Raw genomic sequence first — 16,709 nt, forward strand, 5'->3', positions numbered from 1 at the left:
CGAAACACAGCAAGCTAGACCTCTGGTATGGCTTTGAAATTCCCCGATCTGTCCCAACTTTATGCGCATGGTTTTGACACGGTTATCGACGTGCGCAGCCCGGCTGAGTATGCCGAGGATCATTTGCAGGATGCGATCAACTTGCCGGTTCTGAATAATGAGGAACGGGCGCGCGTCGGGACCATCTATGTGCAGGAAAGCCCCTTTCTGGCACGGAAACTTGGGGCGGCGCTTGTGTTCCGCAATGCAGCCAATCACATCGAACAGCACCTCAGCCAACACGAGGGCAGTTGGCGCCCCTTGGTCTATTGCTGGCGCGGTGGCCAGCGTTCCGGATCGTTCACCTGGATGTTGCAGCAAATCGGTTGGCGCGCTGATGTGGTCGAAGGCGGCTATCGCACCTATCGCCGGTTGGTGAATGCGTATTTGTACGACGATCCTCTGCCGCATCGATTGATCGCCTTGGATGGCTATACCGGAACGGCCAAGACGGATCTGTTGGCTCTGTTGCAAAGGCGCGGCGTACAGGTTCTGGACCTTGAGGCATTGGCCAATCACAGGGGATCTTTGCTGGGGGAAAGGCCAGGTGGACAGCCTGCGCAAAAGGCGTTTGAATCGGCATTGTCCAGCGCGCTGTGCGCAATAGATCCAGCGCGTCCTGTTGTAGTCGAGGCGGAGTCTTCGAAAATCGGCAGTCTGATCCTGCCGCCCAGCCTTTGGACGGCGTTGTGTGCGGCCCCCAGGGTGCAAATCACAGCGCCGATTGAAGCGCGGACCGCTTATCTGGTGAGGGCCTATGACGATATCCTGTCCGACAGTGATCGTTTGCGGGATCGGTTGTCCCCGCTGCGTTTTCATCGCGGTCACGAGGTCGTCGACGGGTGGATGTGCCTGATCGATGCGGGTGAAAAACACGCGCTGACACAGGCGTTGATGGAACAGCACTACGACCCGGCCTACACCAAATCACGGCAATCCCGGTCGGTTGAGGTGCTGGCCAATCTCGACATTGCGTCCTTGGACGACGGCGGCCTTTCAGCGGCCGCGTCCCAAATCGAAAGCCTGCTGGATCAACTTTGAAGCCGCAGGCCCGGTGTTTCAGTCAATTCGCCTATGATCACAGCCGGATAACCCGCGGCCTTCAAATCCTTGATCAGGGCATCGGCCACTGACGGATCGACAGCGGCAAGCAAACCACCAGCCGTCTGAGGATCAAACAGCAAAGCGGCTTTGCCTTCGGCGGGCAGGTCCATGGCAATCACCCGGTTGTCGGCAAAGATGGTCGAGCGCACGCCCTGATCTGTCAAAGTCAACGCGCCGTCCATTACCTCGACCGCGTTCAGATCAAGTACTGCACCACAGTTTGACGCGTCGCAGATACCGTGCAGGTGCCCGGCTAAACCAAACCCGGTCACGTCGGTCATCGCATGGGCCTTGGCCAGTATTCTTGATGCTTTCCCTTGCGATTGGGTCATGTGCTGATAAGCGGCCGCGACCCAGGCTCCATCTGCCAGACCGGCCATTTCGGCAGCCATCAGAACGCCGCTGCCCAAGGGCTTGGTCAGGATCAAACGGTCTCCCGGTTGCCCGCCCGACAAAGTGATGGGCGGCGTTTCACACAGGCCGGTTATGGTAAAGCCGATGGTCATCTCATCGCCCATGGAACTGTGGCCACCCACGATCTCAGCCCCGGCCTCTCTCATCACGTCGCCTGCCACTGCCATGATTTCTGACATGGTGCGGCCCTGAAGACTGGCAGACATACGAGGAAGGATGATCGTCGCAGTTGCGGCCTGAGGTGCAGCCCCCATGGCCCAGATATCCCCTAAAGCGTGAACAGCAGCGATACGCGCCATCAGGACGGGATCATTGGTGAAAGCCCGCAGGTGATCTGATGTCATGACCTGCTGAACGCCACCTGTTTGTAGCAAGGCTGCATCGTCTCCGGGCAGGGGGATGATGTCTGAACGGTCAGGTGCGGGCTGGGATTTCAGTGCTGTCTGCAACGCATCGCGCCCGACCTTGGCGCCGCATCCTCCGCACATGGGTTTTTCCCCAAGCGCCTCATCCAGCCCGAAGGCCCGGTCGTGTGGCAATGCAGAAAGCTTCATTTGCGGCAGGTCTCGAAACCTGTTCATGAAAGTTTGGTCGATGTGGTTCTTCCATTTCCACATGATCGGGCCGCTCAAGGATGTACCTAAACGCTCACCCAACGCGGATTTGCCGCCCAACGAAATCAGTTTGAGGTAATCCTTCTGCGGGACATATCTGCGCATCCGTCCCGCACCTAGTGCAGCACGCAGATTGTCGAAAAGAACGGGTGCTTCGCGCACCGCGTAAACGCCTGCCTTGGGGCGCGGATTGTCCGACAGATAAGCGCAATCTCCGGCGGCAAAGACAGCAGGATCGCTGGATTGAAGATAGCCGTTCACCCGGATGTACCCGTCATGCAGATCCAGCCCTGTATGTGCGATCCAGTCATAAGGGCGCGCCCCGGCAGCTCCGGTGACGAAATGGGCGGGGATAGCGCGGCCGTCCTGCAGTTCGACGTGATCAGCGGCGATCCGGGTAATCACTGCGTTTTCGATGACTTCCACACCCAGATCCTGCATGGCGCGACGGATCGTGGCCTCCGCCTTGGGTTTGGTAGCCGCCAGGATTGAGGCATTGTCGATCAGCGTGATCCGCGCAGCGCGCCCCTTTGCTTTGAGAGCGTGGGCCATGGCCATGACCAATTCGGCCCCGGCAACGCCCCCGCCGATCACCGCGACAGACGCAGGGCCATCATGACTCAGATAGTCAGCCCATCGCGCGGCAAATCGGCCCAGAGGTTTGGCTGGAATGGCATGTTCGGCAAAGCCCGGCAGAGCGGGCATGTCCGAGGTGATCCCAACATTGACCGAAGCCACATCGAACCCGACTGGCGGGTGCCCGGAAACATGCACCTGATGGCTATCAGTATCGATCCCTTCGACGGCACCCAGTATGACCCGCGCATCTGCAAAGCGCGCCAGTTTTACCAGATCGATGTCCAATTCCCATCGGTCGTAGTGCCCGGCGACATATCCCGGCAACATACCGGAATAAGGAGCAGTAGGGCCTGGATTTATTACAGTGACCCGCGCACCTGCAAGAGGAGTCATCCCCCATTTTCGCAAAAGCAGCGCGTGGGTGTGACCTCCGCCAACAAGAACCAAATCGCGGGTCAGGGGCAGCGGAGGTGAATGCATAGGAATTAGTTCGCGCTATGGTCCGGGACGTCTTCGACCTGCTCGACCGCGTGGGTGGCCCAAAGCTCATCCTCACCGGCATCCGGCAGACCTTGGGGTTTTTCATGACGGTGAATGTGCCATTTGGCAATGAACAGGGCCGTGATCGGAGCGGTCAGGAACAGAAACAGCGTGATCAGCAGCTCGTGCATGGACAGTTTACCCTCCAGCAGCACCGAATGCGCAATCGAAGCCAGAAGCACACCGCCCACTCCCAACGTTGTCGCCTTGGTCGGCGCGTGCAGGCGCGACATTGGATCTTTCAGTTTGATCATCCCAAACGAGCCGACAAATCCGAAGATACCTGATATGATCAGGAAGGCGGCGATCAGCAATTCGACGAGAAATGTCATGTCGCTCTCACTCGATGATGTTGCCGCGCAGCATGAAACGCGCATAGGCCACGGTTGAAACAAAACCCAGCATGGCAATGATCATGGCGGCCTCGAAAAAGATCTCGGTACCTTGATCCAGACCATAAAGGATCATCAGGGCAATGGTGTTGATCACCATCGTATCCAGCGCCAGAACGCGCGTGCCGACGCCGTCAGCGGTGATGATCCGCCACAGGCACATCATGATTGCGGCGCCAAAACAGGCGAAGGCGAAGTAGATGGCGTATTCGATCATTCGAAAATCTCCTTCAGGCGGCGTTCATAGCGCTGTTTGATCTGATCGCGCACCTCTTCGGGGTTGGGGGCGTCAAGGCAATGGACCAGCAGGTTATGCCCTTGTGCAGACAGATCGCAGCTGACCGTGCCAGGGGTCATGGTGATTGTTCCGGCCAGCACGGTAATCGCCTCGGGGGTGCGCAGCTCCAGCGGAACGCAGATCCAGTTGGGTTGGCGGTCGGCATCCCGCTTGAACAGGATGATCCGGGCAACGGTCACGTTTGCAACCACAATGTCCCAAAGCACGACCAGCATATACTCTGCCACCATCCGCCAATTACGCAGTTTGGGGCGATCCGGCCAATAGGGCTGCGTGATGAAAGGGATGATGATCCCCAGGATCAGGCCAAAAACCAACGAATTCAACGATCCGTTATTGGCCAGCAAAACCCAGACGAATGTCAGCAAGAAAGTCAGATGAGGGTGCGGAAAAATCCGGCGAAGCAGTTTCATCATTCTTCCCCTCCCAATACGGCAGAGATGTAGTTTTCAGGCGCAAACAACTGACCCGCCGCTTTGCTTGTGTATTCAAGGGCTGGGCCCGCAAACAGGGTCAGCAGGATCAAACCTGCTACCAACCCAAACACAGCTGTGATAGCGAGGCCCGGTTGCGGTTCCGGGGCAACCGGTGCGGGTACCTCTTCACCATCGACAGGGTCTTCTACGGTAACCACCTGCGTGTCGTGGCTTTTCCAGAAGATCAATGTGCCCGCGCGCGCCAGCCCAACAATGGTGACAAAAGACCCGATCAGAATAACAGCCCAGACCGTAGTTGCGTCCGATGCATCGCGAGACGCGTCCAGCACCAGCAGTTTGCCGATGAAGCCTGAAAGCGGCGGCATACCTGCCATCGCGATGGCCCCGACAAAGAACAGGGCCGAGATCAGGCCGCTTTGCGGTATGGGCGCTGTTGGTGCAATTGCCCCGCCGCGACGCTCCATCACCAGATCAGCAACAAGGAACAACAGCGCAGTCGCCAAGGTCGAGTGGAACACATAGTAGAGTGCTGCAGCCGTCGCATCCGGCGTGAATTGTGAGATCGCGATCAGCAAGGTCCCCATCGAGGCGATGGCGCAAAACGCAACCATGCGAGCTATGTGTTGCGATCCCAAAATTCCGATGGCCCCAACGGCCAAAGTCACAAGCGCTGCGGGTTGCAGCCAATCGCCCACCAAACCTTGCGTCGCTTCGACCTCGGGTCCGAAGGCCAGCGTATACATGCGAATGATCGAGTAAGCACCAACTTTGGTCATGATGGCAAATAGGGCAGCCACGGGTAATGGCGCATTGGCGTAGCTGGCTGGAAGCCAGAAATGCAGCGGCAAAACGGCGGCCTTGATACAGAACACCAAAAGCAGAAGCACCGCGCCAACCCGCAAAAGGGCGGTGTCCTCGGCGGGGATTTCGGCAACGCGCACAGCGATGTCTGCCATGTTCAGCGTACCGGTGACGCCATAGATTGTCCCCAAGGCAAACAGGAACAGGGTCGAACCCAAGAGGTTGTACGCAACATATTGCACGCCGGATTTCAACCGGACCGAACCGCCTCCATGGGTCATCAAACCGTAAGAGGCGATTAGAAGGACCTCGAAGAAAACGAACAGGTTGAACGCATCGCCTGTCAGGAAAGCTCCGCAGACGCCCATAAGCTGGAAATGGAACAGCGCGTGGAAATGTTTGCCGCGCTCATCCCAGCCCGACGCGATGGCATAAAGCACAATCGGCAGGGCCAGCAGTGCCGTTAGCAGAACCATCATGGCCGACAGCCTGTCCAGCACCATGACGATGCCAAATGGCGCTGGCCAGTTGCCAAGCTCGTAGACCAGAATTTCACCGCCCGAAGCTTGCGCGGTAATGGTCAGCGCTATGCCAAGCAGGGCAATAACGCCCGAGACCGAGAAGATACGCTGCAGGTCCAGATGATAGCGCAGGACCATGATGATAAACGGGGCCAGGATCGCGGGAAGGACGATCGGCGCAACGATCCAGTGGTTCATGCGTCTTCTCCCGGCGCGTCTACGCTGTCCTGTGGGCTCATGTCGATATGGTCATCCTTCGAGGACAAATAAGCCGAGAGCGCGATCATCACGATTACGGCTGTCATTCCAAAAGAAATCACGATGGCCGTCAGCACCAGCGCCTGTGGCAGCGGGTCGGTATAGGGCACGTCTTCGTATTTGTTCAGAACGGCAGGCGCATTCAGCGCGAGTCGCCCGGTGGCAAACAAGAACACGTTCACAGCATAGGTGATGAGTGACAGGCCCAGAATGACCGGGAATGTCCGACGACGCAGGATCAGGAAAATCCCGGCGGCGGTCATAATGCCTACGGCAGAGGCTACGAGCGCTTCCATCAGGCCTGCTCCTTCTCTTTGTCTTCATCTTCAGAGGAATCCCGCAGCGGGTTGATATCCATTGGGAATTCCTGCGCCATGCCCGGCCGCCAGGCAAAGCGTGACAGGCTGTCCAGCGCGAGCATCACCGCCCCAAGAACGGCGAGAAAGACGCCCACGTCAAACAGCATGGCCGTGGCCCACTCGAACTCTTCCAGCGGCGGCCAGTTGATGTAGCCAAAATCGCTGGTCAGGAAGGGGCGTTCGTTGAACCAGGCCCCCAATCCGGTCGCCGCAGCTATCAGCACGCCCCAGCCGATAGTTCCGTGATAGTAGAACCTTTGCCGTTCGATGGCCCAGGTGTAACCGCTGGCCATGTACTGCATCAGGAACGCAATCGCGACAATCAAGCCCGCGATGAAGCCACCCCCGGGTTGGTTATGTCCGCGGAAGAAGATGTAGGCGCCCACCATCAATGCGATTGGCATCATGACGCGAGTGACCACAACCATCATCAGCGGATGTGAGTCCCCAGATTGAGGCCAGTGCGGTTTGCGGTTCAGCAAATAGCCGCGCACATTTGTACCCAGAACCGCTTCGGTCAGGGCAAAGATGATCAGCGCCGCGATGCCCAGTACGATGATCTCGCCAAAGGTATCAAAGCCCCGGAAGTCGACCAGAATGACGTTCACGACGTTCGTGCCGCCACCACCTTTGTAGGAGTTCGCCAAATGGAAGTCCGAGATCGTTGGGAACGCGAAATCCCGCAGCATGATCGCGTAGATCAGTGCGCCGGTCCCGATGCCCGCGACGACAGAAATCGCAGCGTCTCGCCACCGCCGTGCGGCTGAACTGTCCCACGGCGTTTCCGTGGGCAGAAAGTTCAGCGACAGCAGAAGCAGGATCATGGTTACAACTTCAACCGAGATTTGCGTCAGCGCCAAGTCCGGCGCGGATAGATAGTTGAAGGCGACTGACACGATCAGGCCCACAACGCCAATCAGAACAAGCGAGAGCAGGCGGTTGCGGTGGAACCACATGATGCCCAGCGTCGCGCCGACCAGACAGAGCCAGCCGACGATCGGGATGATTTGCGCAGGCAGTGGAACGCGGGTTTCAACCCCAATGGTACCGGTCGAATAGGCGTAGTAGCCCAGCCCGACCGTAAAGGCGATGAAGATGATCGCATAACGGCTGAGGACACCGTTGTGCAGCTCATCCGTAACCCATTGGCTGAGGCGCGTGAAGGCGTGGATGATGGTTTCGAATATCACCTTGGCTTCAGGGCGAGGTAGGGCATTCCAAAGCTGCTCTCCGCGTTTGTGCATCGACAGCAGGAACAGACCGCCCAGCGTTGCTACGATCGACATGTACAGCGCGGGCACAAAGCCGTGCCACAGTTTAAGCGAATAGTATGGCAGCTTTTCCCCACCGATCACAGCGCTGGACACCACGGCGACCAACGGACCGACAATGGCGGCTGAATAGAGACCGATCAGAACGACCAGCACGACAAGGAAAGCGGGGGCAATCCAAAGCCCAACCGGCGGATCATGCGGATGTGCAGGGTAATCGTCGCGCTGCGGGCCAAGGAACACGTGGCTCACGAAACGGAAGGAATAAGCTGCGGAAAACAGAGATGCGAGCAAGGCCAGGCCCGGCACCAGATAGGCTGAGTTCAGCCATGTGGTGTGCACGGTTTCTTCCAGCATCATCTCTTTCGACAAGAAGCCGTTCAGGGGTGGCAAACCAGCCATTGAAAGCGCGGCGATGGTGCCGATTGTGAAGGTGATCGGCATCAAATGACGCAAACCGCCCAACCGCTTGACGTCGCGTGTTCCGGTCTCATGATCGACAATCCCAGCTGTCATAAACAGCGCTGCCTTGAAGGTCGCGTGGTTGATGATGTGGAACACCGCTGCCACGGCTGCGAATTTCGTGCCGAAACCCAGCAACATGGTGATCAGGCCCAGATGCGACACAGTCGAAAACGCCAGCAGCGCTTTCAGGTCATCCTTGAACAGCGCAATCACCGCGCCCAGCAACATCGTCACCAGACCGGTAGTGGCCACGATATAGAACCACGCATCCGTCCCGGCCAAAACCGGCCACATCCGCGCCATTAGGAACAGACCGGCCTTCACCATGGTGGCCGAGTGCAGATAAGCAGATACGGGTGTCGGTGCCGCCATCGCGTGCGGTAGCCAGAAATGGAAAGGGAACTGCGCCGATTTGGTGAAAGCGCCCAGCAGGATCAGGATCAGTGCGGGAAGGTAGTAGGGCGAAGCTTGGATCAGCTCTTTGTTCTGTAGAATGACACTCAGGTCATATGAGCCCACGATGTTTCCCAGGATCAGCATCCCGGCGATCATTGCCAACCCGCCGCCTCCGGTGACGGCCAGCGCCATCCGCGCACCTTGACGGCCTTCGGGCAGGTGCTTCCAATAACCGATCAGCAGGAACGAGCTGAGCGATGTAAGTTCCCAGAAAATAAGCAAAAGCAGGATGTTGTCTGACAGAACAATCCCGACCATAGCACCCTGAAACAACAGCAGATAAGTGTAGAACTGCCCCATCGGATCTTCGCGCGACAGGTAGAACCGCGCGTAAAGGATGATCAGCAGACCGATACCCAATATCAGTAGTGCGAACAGAAAGCCCAACCCGTCCAGCATGAAGTTGGCGTTCAGGCCAAGCCCTGGAATCCAATCGAAGCGGGCGGTCACGACGTCTCCGCGCATGACAGATGGGATGTGGATCAGCAGACCCATTAAGGCCAGAAATGTGGTTAACGCCGCAGCGGATGCTGCCGCGTTTCTGCCCGCACGGATCAGCAGAGCAGGGAATACAGCACCAAGGAAAGGAAGGGCCGCGATAAGGAATAGGGACAAGTGCGATACTCCGGTCTGAGCGGTCAGGATGAAGCCTATTTTGTAAAGATATTTTCTAGACTGTCCAGATTTTGTAACTTCTTAACTGATAACTAGCGAAACATTTAACTGTAGGGTAGCCCTGTGAAAAAATGACGCAATCTTGATCCTGTGCATGGGTTTAAAGGCATCCGTTTCCACCCAAATGTGCTAGATGAATGGGCATCGAACAGGAGGCTATCGGTGATCGAAAAAGTGAACCGAACCCGAAGGTGGGTGTTGATCGGCGGTGGTGTCGCGATCGCCGCGGGCTTTGCGATCCGGGAATATCGTTTGATCCCAGAAGATCACGGCGGCGGGCGGATCAGCGTTGAAATGGCGCATGAACAGGCCCGCGAAGGAAAAATACTGTTGGTCGACATACGAACTCCGCGGGAATGGCGCGCATCGGGCATTGCCGAAGGTGCATCGCCGCTTGATATGCGGCGCGAAGACTTCGTTGAGACCTTGCAGCAGATGACCGGCGGGAGGCTGGATACGCCAGTGGCGCTCATATGTGCGCGGGGGGTGCGCTCAGCGCGTTTGAGCAACCAACTTATTGCAGCGGGTTTTACCCAGATCATTGACGTGCCCGAGGGTATGCTGGGCTCGGCCGCAGGCCCGGGTTGGGTCAGGGCCGGGCTGCCGGTTCGAAAGTTTAACGAGGATGCAGGATGATACGAACACTTAGTCTGGCGGCACTCATTGCCGCCGCCGGGCAGGCCGCTTGGGCCGGATGCGCTGGGCAGGACGCGGTTTGCGAAACACCGATGGGCGCGTATCATCTTGAGTTGCCCGAGGGGGACAACCCTCCGATGGTGGTGTTCCTGCACGGCTATGGTGGCAGCGGATCGGGCACGATGCGCAATCGCTCGATGGTCGAACCTCTGCTGAAGCGTGGCTATGCGGTTATGGCGCCTGAGGGTTTGGAGCGACCGGACCGTGGCGGCACCAAAAGCTGGAACTTTTATCCGGGTTTTGGTGATCGGGACGAAACCGCCTTTCTGACCGAAGTCATGCAAGATGCCGCAGACCGGTTTGGCGTCGATCCTGATCGGGTTCTGCTGGGTGGATTTTCGGCAGGCGGCTTTATGGTCAACTACCTGGCCTGTGACGCACCGGATACATTCTCCGCTTACGTACCGGTGTCCGGAGGGTTCTGGCGTCCGCATCCTGAGACGTGTGAAGGCCCGATCCGCATGTTCCACACCCACGGTTGGACAGACAATGTCGTACCGCTTGAAGGGCGATTGCTGGGCGGTGGGCGCTTTCAACAAGGCGACATCTTTGCCGGGCTTGAAATCTGGCGTGAAGCCAATGGCTGCGTCGATCACAAACCAAGCAGTTTCACTGTGACGGACGACTTCATGCGTCGCCGCTGGACCGGTTGCGCCGAAGGCAGCGCGTTAGAATTCGCGCTGTTTCCCGGGGGGCACAATGTTCCTGCCGGTTGGGCAGACATGATCGTCGATTGGTACGAGGGGTTACCCGGCAGCTGATTATTCTGCCGGGGTCATGTTGCCTTTGCCTTCGACCAACCGCTTCAACTCATCCCGATAACGGCGGGCTGATCGAGTGATGGCGGGTTCGCTGAAGTCTTCGCGCATTCCGACCATTCTCCGGGCCGCGCTTGCCGAAACACCGCTGAGGGCCGAAAGCGGTATGGCCAGCGCGAGGCTAATGGCAATCGGGGACAACCAGATCGAAACCAGACCGGACAGGATACCCACGCTCAGCGCGATGCCACTGATCGTTTCCAATGCGTGGCACAGCACCAACGTACCGAGCCCATAGCTGCCGCCATCGCGGGCTTGCGGAGACCAGCCGCGTTGGATGCCAAAGGCCGTGCGGAAGACCGCAATCATCTGCTGCACCATCAGAATAGGCGCGTACAGAATAGAAAGTAGAACCTCGGCCAGGAACGACGTCAGAAACTTGCGCGCACCACCAAAGTCGGAATAGCGCACACCGCTGAGTGGCAGAGCCAAAACACCCAGCACTTTGGGGGCCAGCAGCATGGCGTACATGACCAGAATAATCAGCACATGACGGGTTTCCGACATCTCGGGCCATTGGGGGAACAGCGGATTGTCAGGGCTGAAATAGTGTAGGACGGATGCGTCCTGACCTTGACCAATCAGCGCCCACATCAAGAGCAGTGCGAACCACAAGGGTGACATCAGATATCCGATGGCGCCATGGAACATGTGAAAGCGCGACACAGCGCGGAACCCGGTTGACCCCAGCAGTTTCAGGTGTTGCAGGTTGCCCTGACACCAGCGGCGGTCCCGCATGGCATGATCGATGAGGGTGGGTGGTGTTTCTTCGTATGATCCGCGAATACGCGGCAGAAAGCGCACGGCCCAACCCGCGCGGCGCAGCAATCCCGCCTCGACAAAATCGTGGCTCATGATCAGCTTGTCCTGACCGCTGAATGAACGCAGCTTGGGCAGGCCAGCGCTTGTGGCAAAAGCCTTGGTGCGGATGATGGCGTTGTGGCCCCAATAGTTGCCTTCTTGCCCGCACCAGCGCGCCAGACCTTCGGCAAAGGCGATACCATAGACACCGTTGGCGAATTGCTGCATCCGGGCAAAAACTGACTGCGCGCCAATGAGCTGCGGGTAGCTTTGAATCAATCCCGCACCGGGATCACGCGCCAACGCATCGGTCAGACGATAGATCGCGCGTCCGGTCATCAGGCTGTCGGCATCCAACACCAGCATCGCATCCCAGTCCGCACCCCAGCGGCTCACCCAATCGGCGATATTGCCTACCTTTCGGTCAGTATTCTGTTCACGGCGTCGATAGAACAACTCCAGCCCCGGTGCCAAAGTGGTGCGCAACGCCTCGACACTGGCCTGTTCCTGCGCTGCTATCTCGGGGTCCCGCGTATCGGAAAGGATGAACATGGCATAGTGGTGCCGCCCACCACGGGTTTGTAAATCTTCAAGCATGGTGCGGGCGTTGCCCAGTACGTTCCACGGCACCTCGTTGTAAACCGGGGTCAGCAAGGCCACACGCAGCGGCTGCGCGCTGTGGCTTTTCTGAGGGCGATCCTGCCGCGACAGAGACACCATACCCAACAGCACTGTGCAAACCGTAAACGAGATCCAGAAGAAATTGAACGAGATCAGCGCCAGCAGTATCGCTTCGACCAGATTGATACCCTCGGCGCTGAACCAGTCACTCATCACCCAGAGCAGACCCAGTGTTGCCGCCATTGCCGGGGAAAACGCCAAAGCACGCCAGAACCTAGCCGACGAGCCGCGCTTGCCGGAAGGCGCATCCGCATCCCGGAACCGCGCGCTGAAGTTCTGCGCGGGCATCGCCAGAGGGGCTTCTGGCGGCATGATATGCAGATCGCGGCTCATGTGGTCCAACGGTAAAGCCAGACCTCAGAGGCAGGCTGTTTGTCTTTCAGAAGCTGAGCGCGCAGTTCGACATGATTGCGATCTTCGGGCTGGAAAGAAAAGGCTAGACGCAGGCCACCGGTATCGGGATTGCGTTGCAGAACACCTTCAGAAGTTTCGGCATGAGGCGAGCCAACAAAGATCGAGATCGCGTCGATGTCCTCGAACAGTTCACTGTCTTCAAAGTCGATGACTGCCAGACGACCCTCACCAAAGGTATTTTCGCCCATCGCGCTGTTGATGACACGCGGCATTGGAGTGCGTTGGGGTTCTTCCCCCCAGATCAGGCGATAGGACAGGTCGACTTGACTGCCCGCCGCATAGGGCTCTGATGGGCGCCAATAGGCGACGATGTTGTCATAGATTTCCTGATCTGCCGGGATTTCAACCAGCGTCACGGTGCCTTTGCCCCAATCCTGGTTGGGTTCGACCCACAGGCCAGGACGTTTGTGATAGTTGGCCTCAAGGTCTGCGTAATCCGAAAACTCGCGCTTGCGTTGCATCAGACCGAAACCACGTGGGTTCGTGTCCACAAAAGACGAAATTTGCAGACGGGTCGGATTGGCTAGCGGCCGCCACAGAACTTCGCCTGCGCCATTGCGGATCAGCAGCCCGTCGCTGTCATGAACCGCCGGGCGGAAATCGTCGAACCGGCTGTGGTTGGTCTGATCGAACAGGAACATCGACGTTCCCGGTGCGATACCGACATGAGACAGATCTTCGCGTGGGAACAGCGTAGCTTCGACATCCATGATGCAGTCTGCACCTGCGGTAACGTTGAACCGATAGGCACCGGTCACGCTGGGGCTGTCCATCAGCGCGTGGACGACCATATTACGCTGGCCGGGTGCGGGACGTTCCAGCCAGAAGCGGATGAATTCGGGGAACTCCTCACCATCCGGATCGCCGGTTTTCAGCGCCAGACCACGCGCGGACAGGCCGTAAACCTCGTGCAGACCAATAGCGCGGAAATAGCTGGCTCCCTGCCAGACGCAGAATTCATCTGTCTTGCCGGGGCGGTGCATCTCGGTCCGAAGGCGCAAGCCCGAAAAGCCAAGCGTGTCGTCGATCGGCAGTTGCGGCACATCTTCGGACTTGTCGAACATGTCCAGATCGAAGGCGACCGGTTTGGTCATTCCATTCTCAACCGTTTCAACTTTGACAGTGCGCGGGAAATAGAGACCTGGCGTGAAGAAATCGACGTTGAACGGCGTTTCGGTTTCGTACCAAAGAGCACGATCCAGCCTGAACCGGATCGAGCGGTACTGCTGATAGGTCAGATCCTGCCATTCCTGCGGCACCATCTCGCGTTCTGCATAGGGGCGGCTGGCCAGGTCGCGGGCCATTTTGATCACATAGTCGCGGTCAAACGGAACCTCACCGCCCGTTGCATAGGCAGACGGGGCAAAGGCCAAGGCGGTCGTCGAGACGAGGAATGCGCGACGGGTAAAGTTCATTTCTTTGTCTTCCAGGGTTGTGACTTGAACCACGCGGCCAGATAGGCCACGCCGATGATCATCGCAAAGCCAATCATGTTGGCGATAAAGACACTGGCAACATCCCGCCCAGATTGGTCTAGCGCCACGCCGATCAAGCGGGCTGCGGCCATGGAAAACACAAAGACGGCAAGGGATTGCTGACCGACCTTGGTGATAACTGCCAGCAGGAATTGCCAGACACGCGCGCCCATGCTGTGGCCGGTTGCGATCAGGTGATGGCCATGTTCGCCGGCTGCAACCCAGCCCAGATAGGCCAGTGACAGAAAGTGGACATAGCGCAGAAGGCCAAATTCGGTTTTGCCGCGCAGCTCTTCAGTCAGGGGCCAGCCCTTGCGGATCACAGCGCCAAGCTCGGGCGCGGCAGTGTTGATCCAGGTAAAGACCTTCCACGACCCGAATGGAGCCGACAAGACAACAAAGGCGATTGCCGCCCAGATCAGTGCCTTTGATACCGGCGGGGCTGGAATCCAACCGCGCATAAAAGCGAACCCTGTGAAGAAAAGCAGCTGCCAACCAAATGGATTGAAGAACCACTGACGGTCTGACCACGGTTCGGCCGGCAATGCCAGCGCACCGGTCTGAGCGATAAACCAGATCGCCACGCAAACCGCCGCCATCAGCCAGAAACTGACACGGTAGAGCGCCATGTACAGCGGCATCAGCGCCAGGACCACCAGATACATCGGCAGGATGTCAAAGTAGTTTGGCACATAAGTCAGCGTAAAAATTCCAACCATCTGCGGGGCCGGATCGTTGAAGAAATGCTGCAGGTTGAGGGATGAGATATAGGTCTTTTCAAACCACCCTGTCTGATCTAGCGCGGCCATGGTCATGGCTACAAAGAAGAACAGGCAGATATGCGCCCAGTAGACCTGCCAGATACGGAAGGCGACACGCGCTGTTCCCATCCACCAACCTTTACGCAGAAATGCGCCGCCAAAAGCAATGGCCGAGGCCATGCCCGAACAGAACACAAAGATCTCGGTCGCGTCTGAATAACCGAACCGCGCGGGTATCCACCTGGCCCAGGGATCGTTGGGAATATGGGCAATCAGAATGATGAACATCGCGATGCCGCGATAGAAATCCAATCGCGGATCACGCGTGCGGGCAGGAGCTGCGGCCGGGGCCGATGCAGATGCAAAATCAGAAGCGGGCGATATGGTCGCCATACGTTTTCTGTCCTTCTTGGTCGTCTTGTTATTCTGCGGGAACGCTTTGAACGTCGCCGCTGTCTCGGGCCGCGTCGATCAGGGCACGGCGCGCGACGGCATAATTGTCTTCGCCTCCGGCGCGTTTGGCACGGCGGTCGTCCAGAATGCGCTCGACCGCGTCCAGGCGTCCGGCGCGCAGGCCAGAATCGATGGTAATGCGTTCAAATACATCACGTTGCGCGTGGCTGCCACCGGCCAGTTGCATCGATCCACGCGCCGTTAGCAGGTGATCGAAGGCGGTGCCATAATGGCCGTCTCCGAAGGCTTCCAATCCCATGGCGGCTGAAACACCCGGATCAGCCATACGACGGGTGGCGTCATCATTGGCTTGGGCGGCATCACGGTTCATCCGGCTCAGCATCTTGGCGGTGGAATCGGCGCGGTTATCGCCCGTCAAGGCCAGCAGGTAATGCAGGTCCGCAAAGATCAGGCAGCCATCTTCGGTGCGCGCAGCACTCAGATCAGCCAGTTCTTCCCAGCGGTTTCCAACATTTACGCCCTCAAGCTCAAGCCGAGACAACAGCGAGGTTGCATTCGAAATGTCGCGGTAGTCGTCGGTTTTATCCTTGCGGATATGGGCGTCATACAGCTCCATCACCTGATCGACCTGGCCCAGATCAAGATGCATCAGGGCTTTGTGCCACCAGACGTGATAGCGGAAATTGTTACAGTGCGCCCAGGCGTCTTCGCGTCCGGCCAACCAATCCAGACCCAGCTGTGCGTTGCCGGTCATCTCATGAACATGGGCCACCGCGTGCAGACCCCACGCATCATCCGAAACCATCCACAACGCCTGACGGCCAGCGATCTCGGCTTTTTCGTAGGCACCAGTTTCCTCCAGCGCAAAGGAGTGGCAGCCCAACAGATAACCCCGACCGGGATGGTCGGGATCATAGGATGGCATCACGCGTTCAATCGACCGGCGCATCCCATCGGCATCACCCAGTACGAATCGTGTCGCATGGCTCAGTTTCATCGCCAATGTGTCCTGCGGGTGTTCGCGCAGAATGGCTTCGAATTTCTGAACCGCCTGCGTCTGTTGGCCTGTCAGAAACAGCGCCAACGAGTCTACGTACAGCTGCTCTCGGGCCGAAATCGGTTGCCGCTCGGACGCGGCATTGGCCGCAGCCAGCGCCTCTACCGCGACCGCCATCATCTCGCGCCGACCCAGCAGAGCCATGAACAGACCTTTGACCGCATGACCCAGCGCAAAGTCGGGCTCAAGCTCAAGCACCTTGCCCAGATGTTGGGGCGTGACTGCCGCATGCGCCATGAACCCAAGCAGAACACCATTCCATGCATCCACAGCCGCTGGCTGCGTCAGGGTGTTCATCTGTCCAAAAACGTCTTGTTTCATACTTTGGTCCAATCTGATTGCGGTACTTCACACTGTTCGATGTAACAG

Annotated in this window: 14 protein-coding genes; 3 read left to right on the forward strand and 11 right to left on the reverse strand. The window is 58.0% G+C overall.

What is annotated here, in order from left to right; all coding sequences use genetic code 11:
• The first annotated feature begins 27 nt into the window (after nucleotides 1-27).
• Nucleotides 28-1,080 (forward strand): tRNA 2-selenouridine(34) synthase MnmH, encoded by a 1,053-nt coding sequence (gene mnmH, locus GOV91_RS17885; protein WP_171236496.1) that lies wholly within the window; start codon nucleotides 28-30, stop codon nucleotides 1,078-1,080.
• Here the strand turns inward: mnmH and selD are convergent.
• From selD to GOV91_RS17920, 7 genes are read right to left on the reverse strand one after another with little or no spacing between them, the layout of a single operon-like run.
• On the reverse strand, nucleotides 1,071-3,230 hold the full coding sequence (gene selD, locus GOV91_RS17890) for a selenide, water dikinase SelD (protein WP_171236497.1): 2,160 nt from the start codon (nucleotides 3,228-3,230) through the stop codon (nucleotides 1,071-1,073). The two genes, mnmH and selD, sit on opposite strands and share 10 nt — an antisense overlap.
• Nucleotides 3,231-3,235: 5 nt before the next feature.
• Nucleotides 3,236-3,622: a Na+/H+ antiporter subunit G gene (locus GOV91_RS17895; RefSeq protein ID WP_171236498.1), complete on the reverse strand. Its 387-nt coding sequence runs from the start codon at nucleotides 3,620-3,622 to the stop codon at nucleotides 3,236-3,238.
• Nucleotides 3,623-3,629: 7 nt separating this feature from the next.
• Nucleotides 3,630-3,899 (reverse strand): K+/H+ antiporter subunit F, encoded by a 270-nt coding sequence (locus GOV91_RS17900; RefSeq protein ID WP_170459173.1) that lies wholly within the window; start codon nucleotides 3,897-3,899, stop codon nucleotides 3,630-3,632.
• A complete protein-coding gene (locus GOV91_RS17905; RefSeq protein WP_171236532.1) occupies nucleotides 3,896-4,393 on the reverse strand; it encodes a Na+/H+ antiporter subunit E in 498 nt (165 codons plus the stop codon). Before GOV91_RS17905 ends, GOV91_RS17900 begins: the two co-directional genes overlap by 4 nt.
• Nucleotides 4,393-5,937: a monovalent cation/H+ antiporter subunit D gene (locus tag GOV91_RS17910; protein ID WP_171236499.1), complete on the reverse strand. Its 1,545-nt coding sequence runs from the start codon at nucleotides 5,935-5,937 to the stop codon at nucleotides 4,393-4,395. Before GOV91_RS17910 ends, GOV91_RS17905 begins: the two co-directional genes overlap by 1 nt.
• Nucleotides 5,934-6,293, reverse strand: a complete 360-nt coding sequence (locus GOV91_RS17915; RefSeq protein WP_170751150.1) for a Na+/H+ antiporter subunit C — start codon at nucleotides 6,291-6,293, stop codon at nucleotides 5,934-5,936. Before GOV91_RS17915 ends, GOV91_RS17910 begins: the two co-directional genes overlap by 4 nt.
• Nucleotides 6,293-9,163 (reverse strand): monovalent cation/H+ antiporter subunit A, encoded by a 2,871-nt coding sequence (locus GOV91_RS17920; RefSeq protein WP_171177522.1) that lies wholly within the window; start codon nucleotides 9,161-9,163, stop codon nucleotides 6,293-6,295. The genes GOV91_RS17915 and GOV91_RS17920 overlap by 1 nt, the downstream gene beginning before the upstream one ends.
• Nucleotides 9,164-9,385: 222 nt before the next feature.
• Here GOV91_RS17920 and GOV91_RS17925 point away from each other — a divergent pair, with 222 nt between their 5' ends.
• A complete protein-coding gene (locus GOV91_RS17925) occupies nucleotides 9,386-9,859 on the forward strand; it encodes a rhodanese-like domain-containing protein (protein ID WP_171236500.1) in 474 nt (157 codons plus the stop codon).
• Nucleotides 9,856-10,680 carry a PHB depolymerase family esterase gene (locus tag GOV91_RS17930; RefSeq protein WP_171236501.1) on the forward strand — a complete coding sequence of 275 codons (825 nt, stop codon included), beginning with the start codon at nucleotides 9,856-9,858 and terminating at the stop codon, nucleotides 10,678-10,680. Before GOV91_RS17925 ends, GOV91_RS17930 begins: the two co-directional genes overlap by 4 nt.
• On the opposite strand, the gene mdoH is transcribed toward GOV91_RS17930, so the two are convergent.
• The 4 genes from mdoH to GOV91_RS17950 are packed head-to-tail and all read right to left on the reverse strand — an operon-like array spanning nucleotide 10,681 to nucleotide 16,661.
• A complete protein-coding gene (gene mdoH / locus GOV91_RS17935; protein ID WP_171236502.1) occupies nucleotides 10,681-12,552 on the reverse strand; it encodes a glucans biosynthesis glucosyltransferase MdoH in 1,872 nt (623 codons plus the stop codon).
• On the reverse strand, nucleotides 12,549-14,048 hold the full coding sequence (locus GOV91_RS17940; protein WP_171236503.1) for a glucan biosynthesis protein: 1,500 nt from the start codon (nucleotides 14,046-14,048) through the stop codon (nucleotides 12,549-12,551). The genes mdoH and GOV91_RS17940 overlap by 4 nt, the downstream gene beginning before the upstream one ends.
• Nucleotides 14,045-15,262, reverse strand: a complete 1,218-nt coding sequence (locus tag GOV91_RS17945; protein ID WP_171236504.1) for an OpgC family protein — start codon at nucleotides 15,260-15,262, stop codon at nucleotides 14,045-14,047. The genes GOV91_RS17940 and GOV91_RS17945 overlap by 4 nt, the downstream gene beginning before the upstream one ends.
• A gap of 28 nt (nucleotides 15,263-15,290) precedes the next feature.
• Nucleotides 15,291-16,661, reverse strand: a complete 1,371-nt coding sequence (locus GOV91_RS17950) for a tetratricopeptide repeat protein (RefSeq protein ID WP_171177511.1) — start codon at nucleotides 16,659-16,661, stop codon at nucleotides 15,291-15,293.
• Nucleotides 16,662-16,709: the final 48 nt, after the last annotated feature.

It is taken from the genome of Ruegeria sp. HKCCA6837 (assembly GCF_013034475.1).
Lineage (GTDB): Bacteria > Pseudomonadota > Alphaproteobacteria > Rhodobacterales > Rhodobacteraceae > Ruegeria.

Coding starts and splice junctions, on each gene's coding strand:
- GOV91_RS17930 (WP_171236501.1), top strand. CDS start 9,856: ATGATACGAACACTTAGTCTGGCGGCACTCATTGCCGCCGCCGGGCAG.
- GOV91_RS17900 (WP_170459173.1), bottom strand. CDS start 3,899: ATGATCGAATACGCCATCTACTTCGCCTTCGCCTGTTTTGGCGCCGCA.
- GOV91_RS17895 (WP_171236498.1), bottom strand. CDS start 3,622: ATGACATTTCTCGTCGAATTGCTGATCGCCGCCTTCCTGATCATATCA.
- GOV91_RS17940 (WP_171236503.1), bottom strand. CDS start 14,048: ATGAACTTTACCCGTCGCGCATTCCTCGTCTCGACGACCGCCTTGGCC.
- mdoH (WP_171236502.1), bottom strand. CDS start 12,552: ATGAGCCGCGATCTGCATATCATGCCGCCAGAAGCCCCTCTGGCGATG.
- selD (WP_171236497.1), bottom strand. CDS start 3,230: ATGCATTCACCTCCGCTGCCCCTGACCCGCGATTTGGTTCTTGTTGGC.
- mnmH (WP_171236496.1), top strand. CDS start 28: ATGGCTTTGAAATTCCCCGATCTGTCCCAACTTTATGCGCATGGTTTT.
- GOV91_RS17915 (WP_170751150.1), bottom strand. CDS start 6,293: ATGGAAGCGCTCGTAGCCTCTGCCGTAGGCATTATGACCGCCGCCGGG.
- GOV91_RS17910 (WP_171236499.1), bottom strand. CDS start 5,937: ATGAACCACTGGATCGTTGCGCCGATCGTCCTTCCCGCGATCCTGGCC.
- GOV91_RS17950 (WP_171177511.1), bottom strand. CDS start 16,661: ATGAAACAAGACGTTTTTGGACAGATGAACACCCTGACGCAGCCAGCG.
- GOV91_RS17945 (WP_171236504.1), bottom strand. CDS start 15,262: ATGGCGACCATATCGCCCGCTTCTGATTTTGCATCTGCATCGGCCCCG.
- GOV91_RS17905 (WP_171236532.1), bottom strand. CDS start 4,393: ATGAAACTGCTTCGCCGGATTTTTCCGCACCCTCATCTGACTTTCTTG.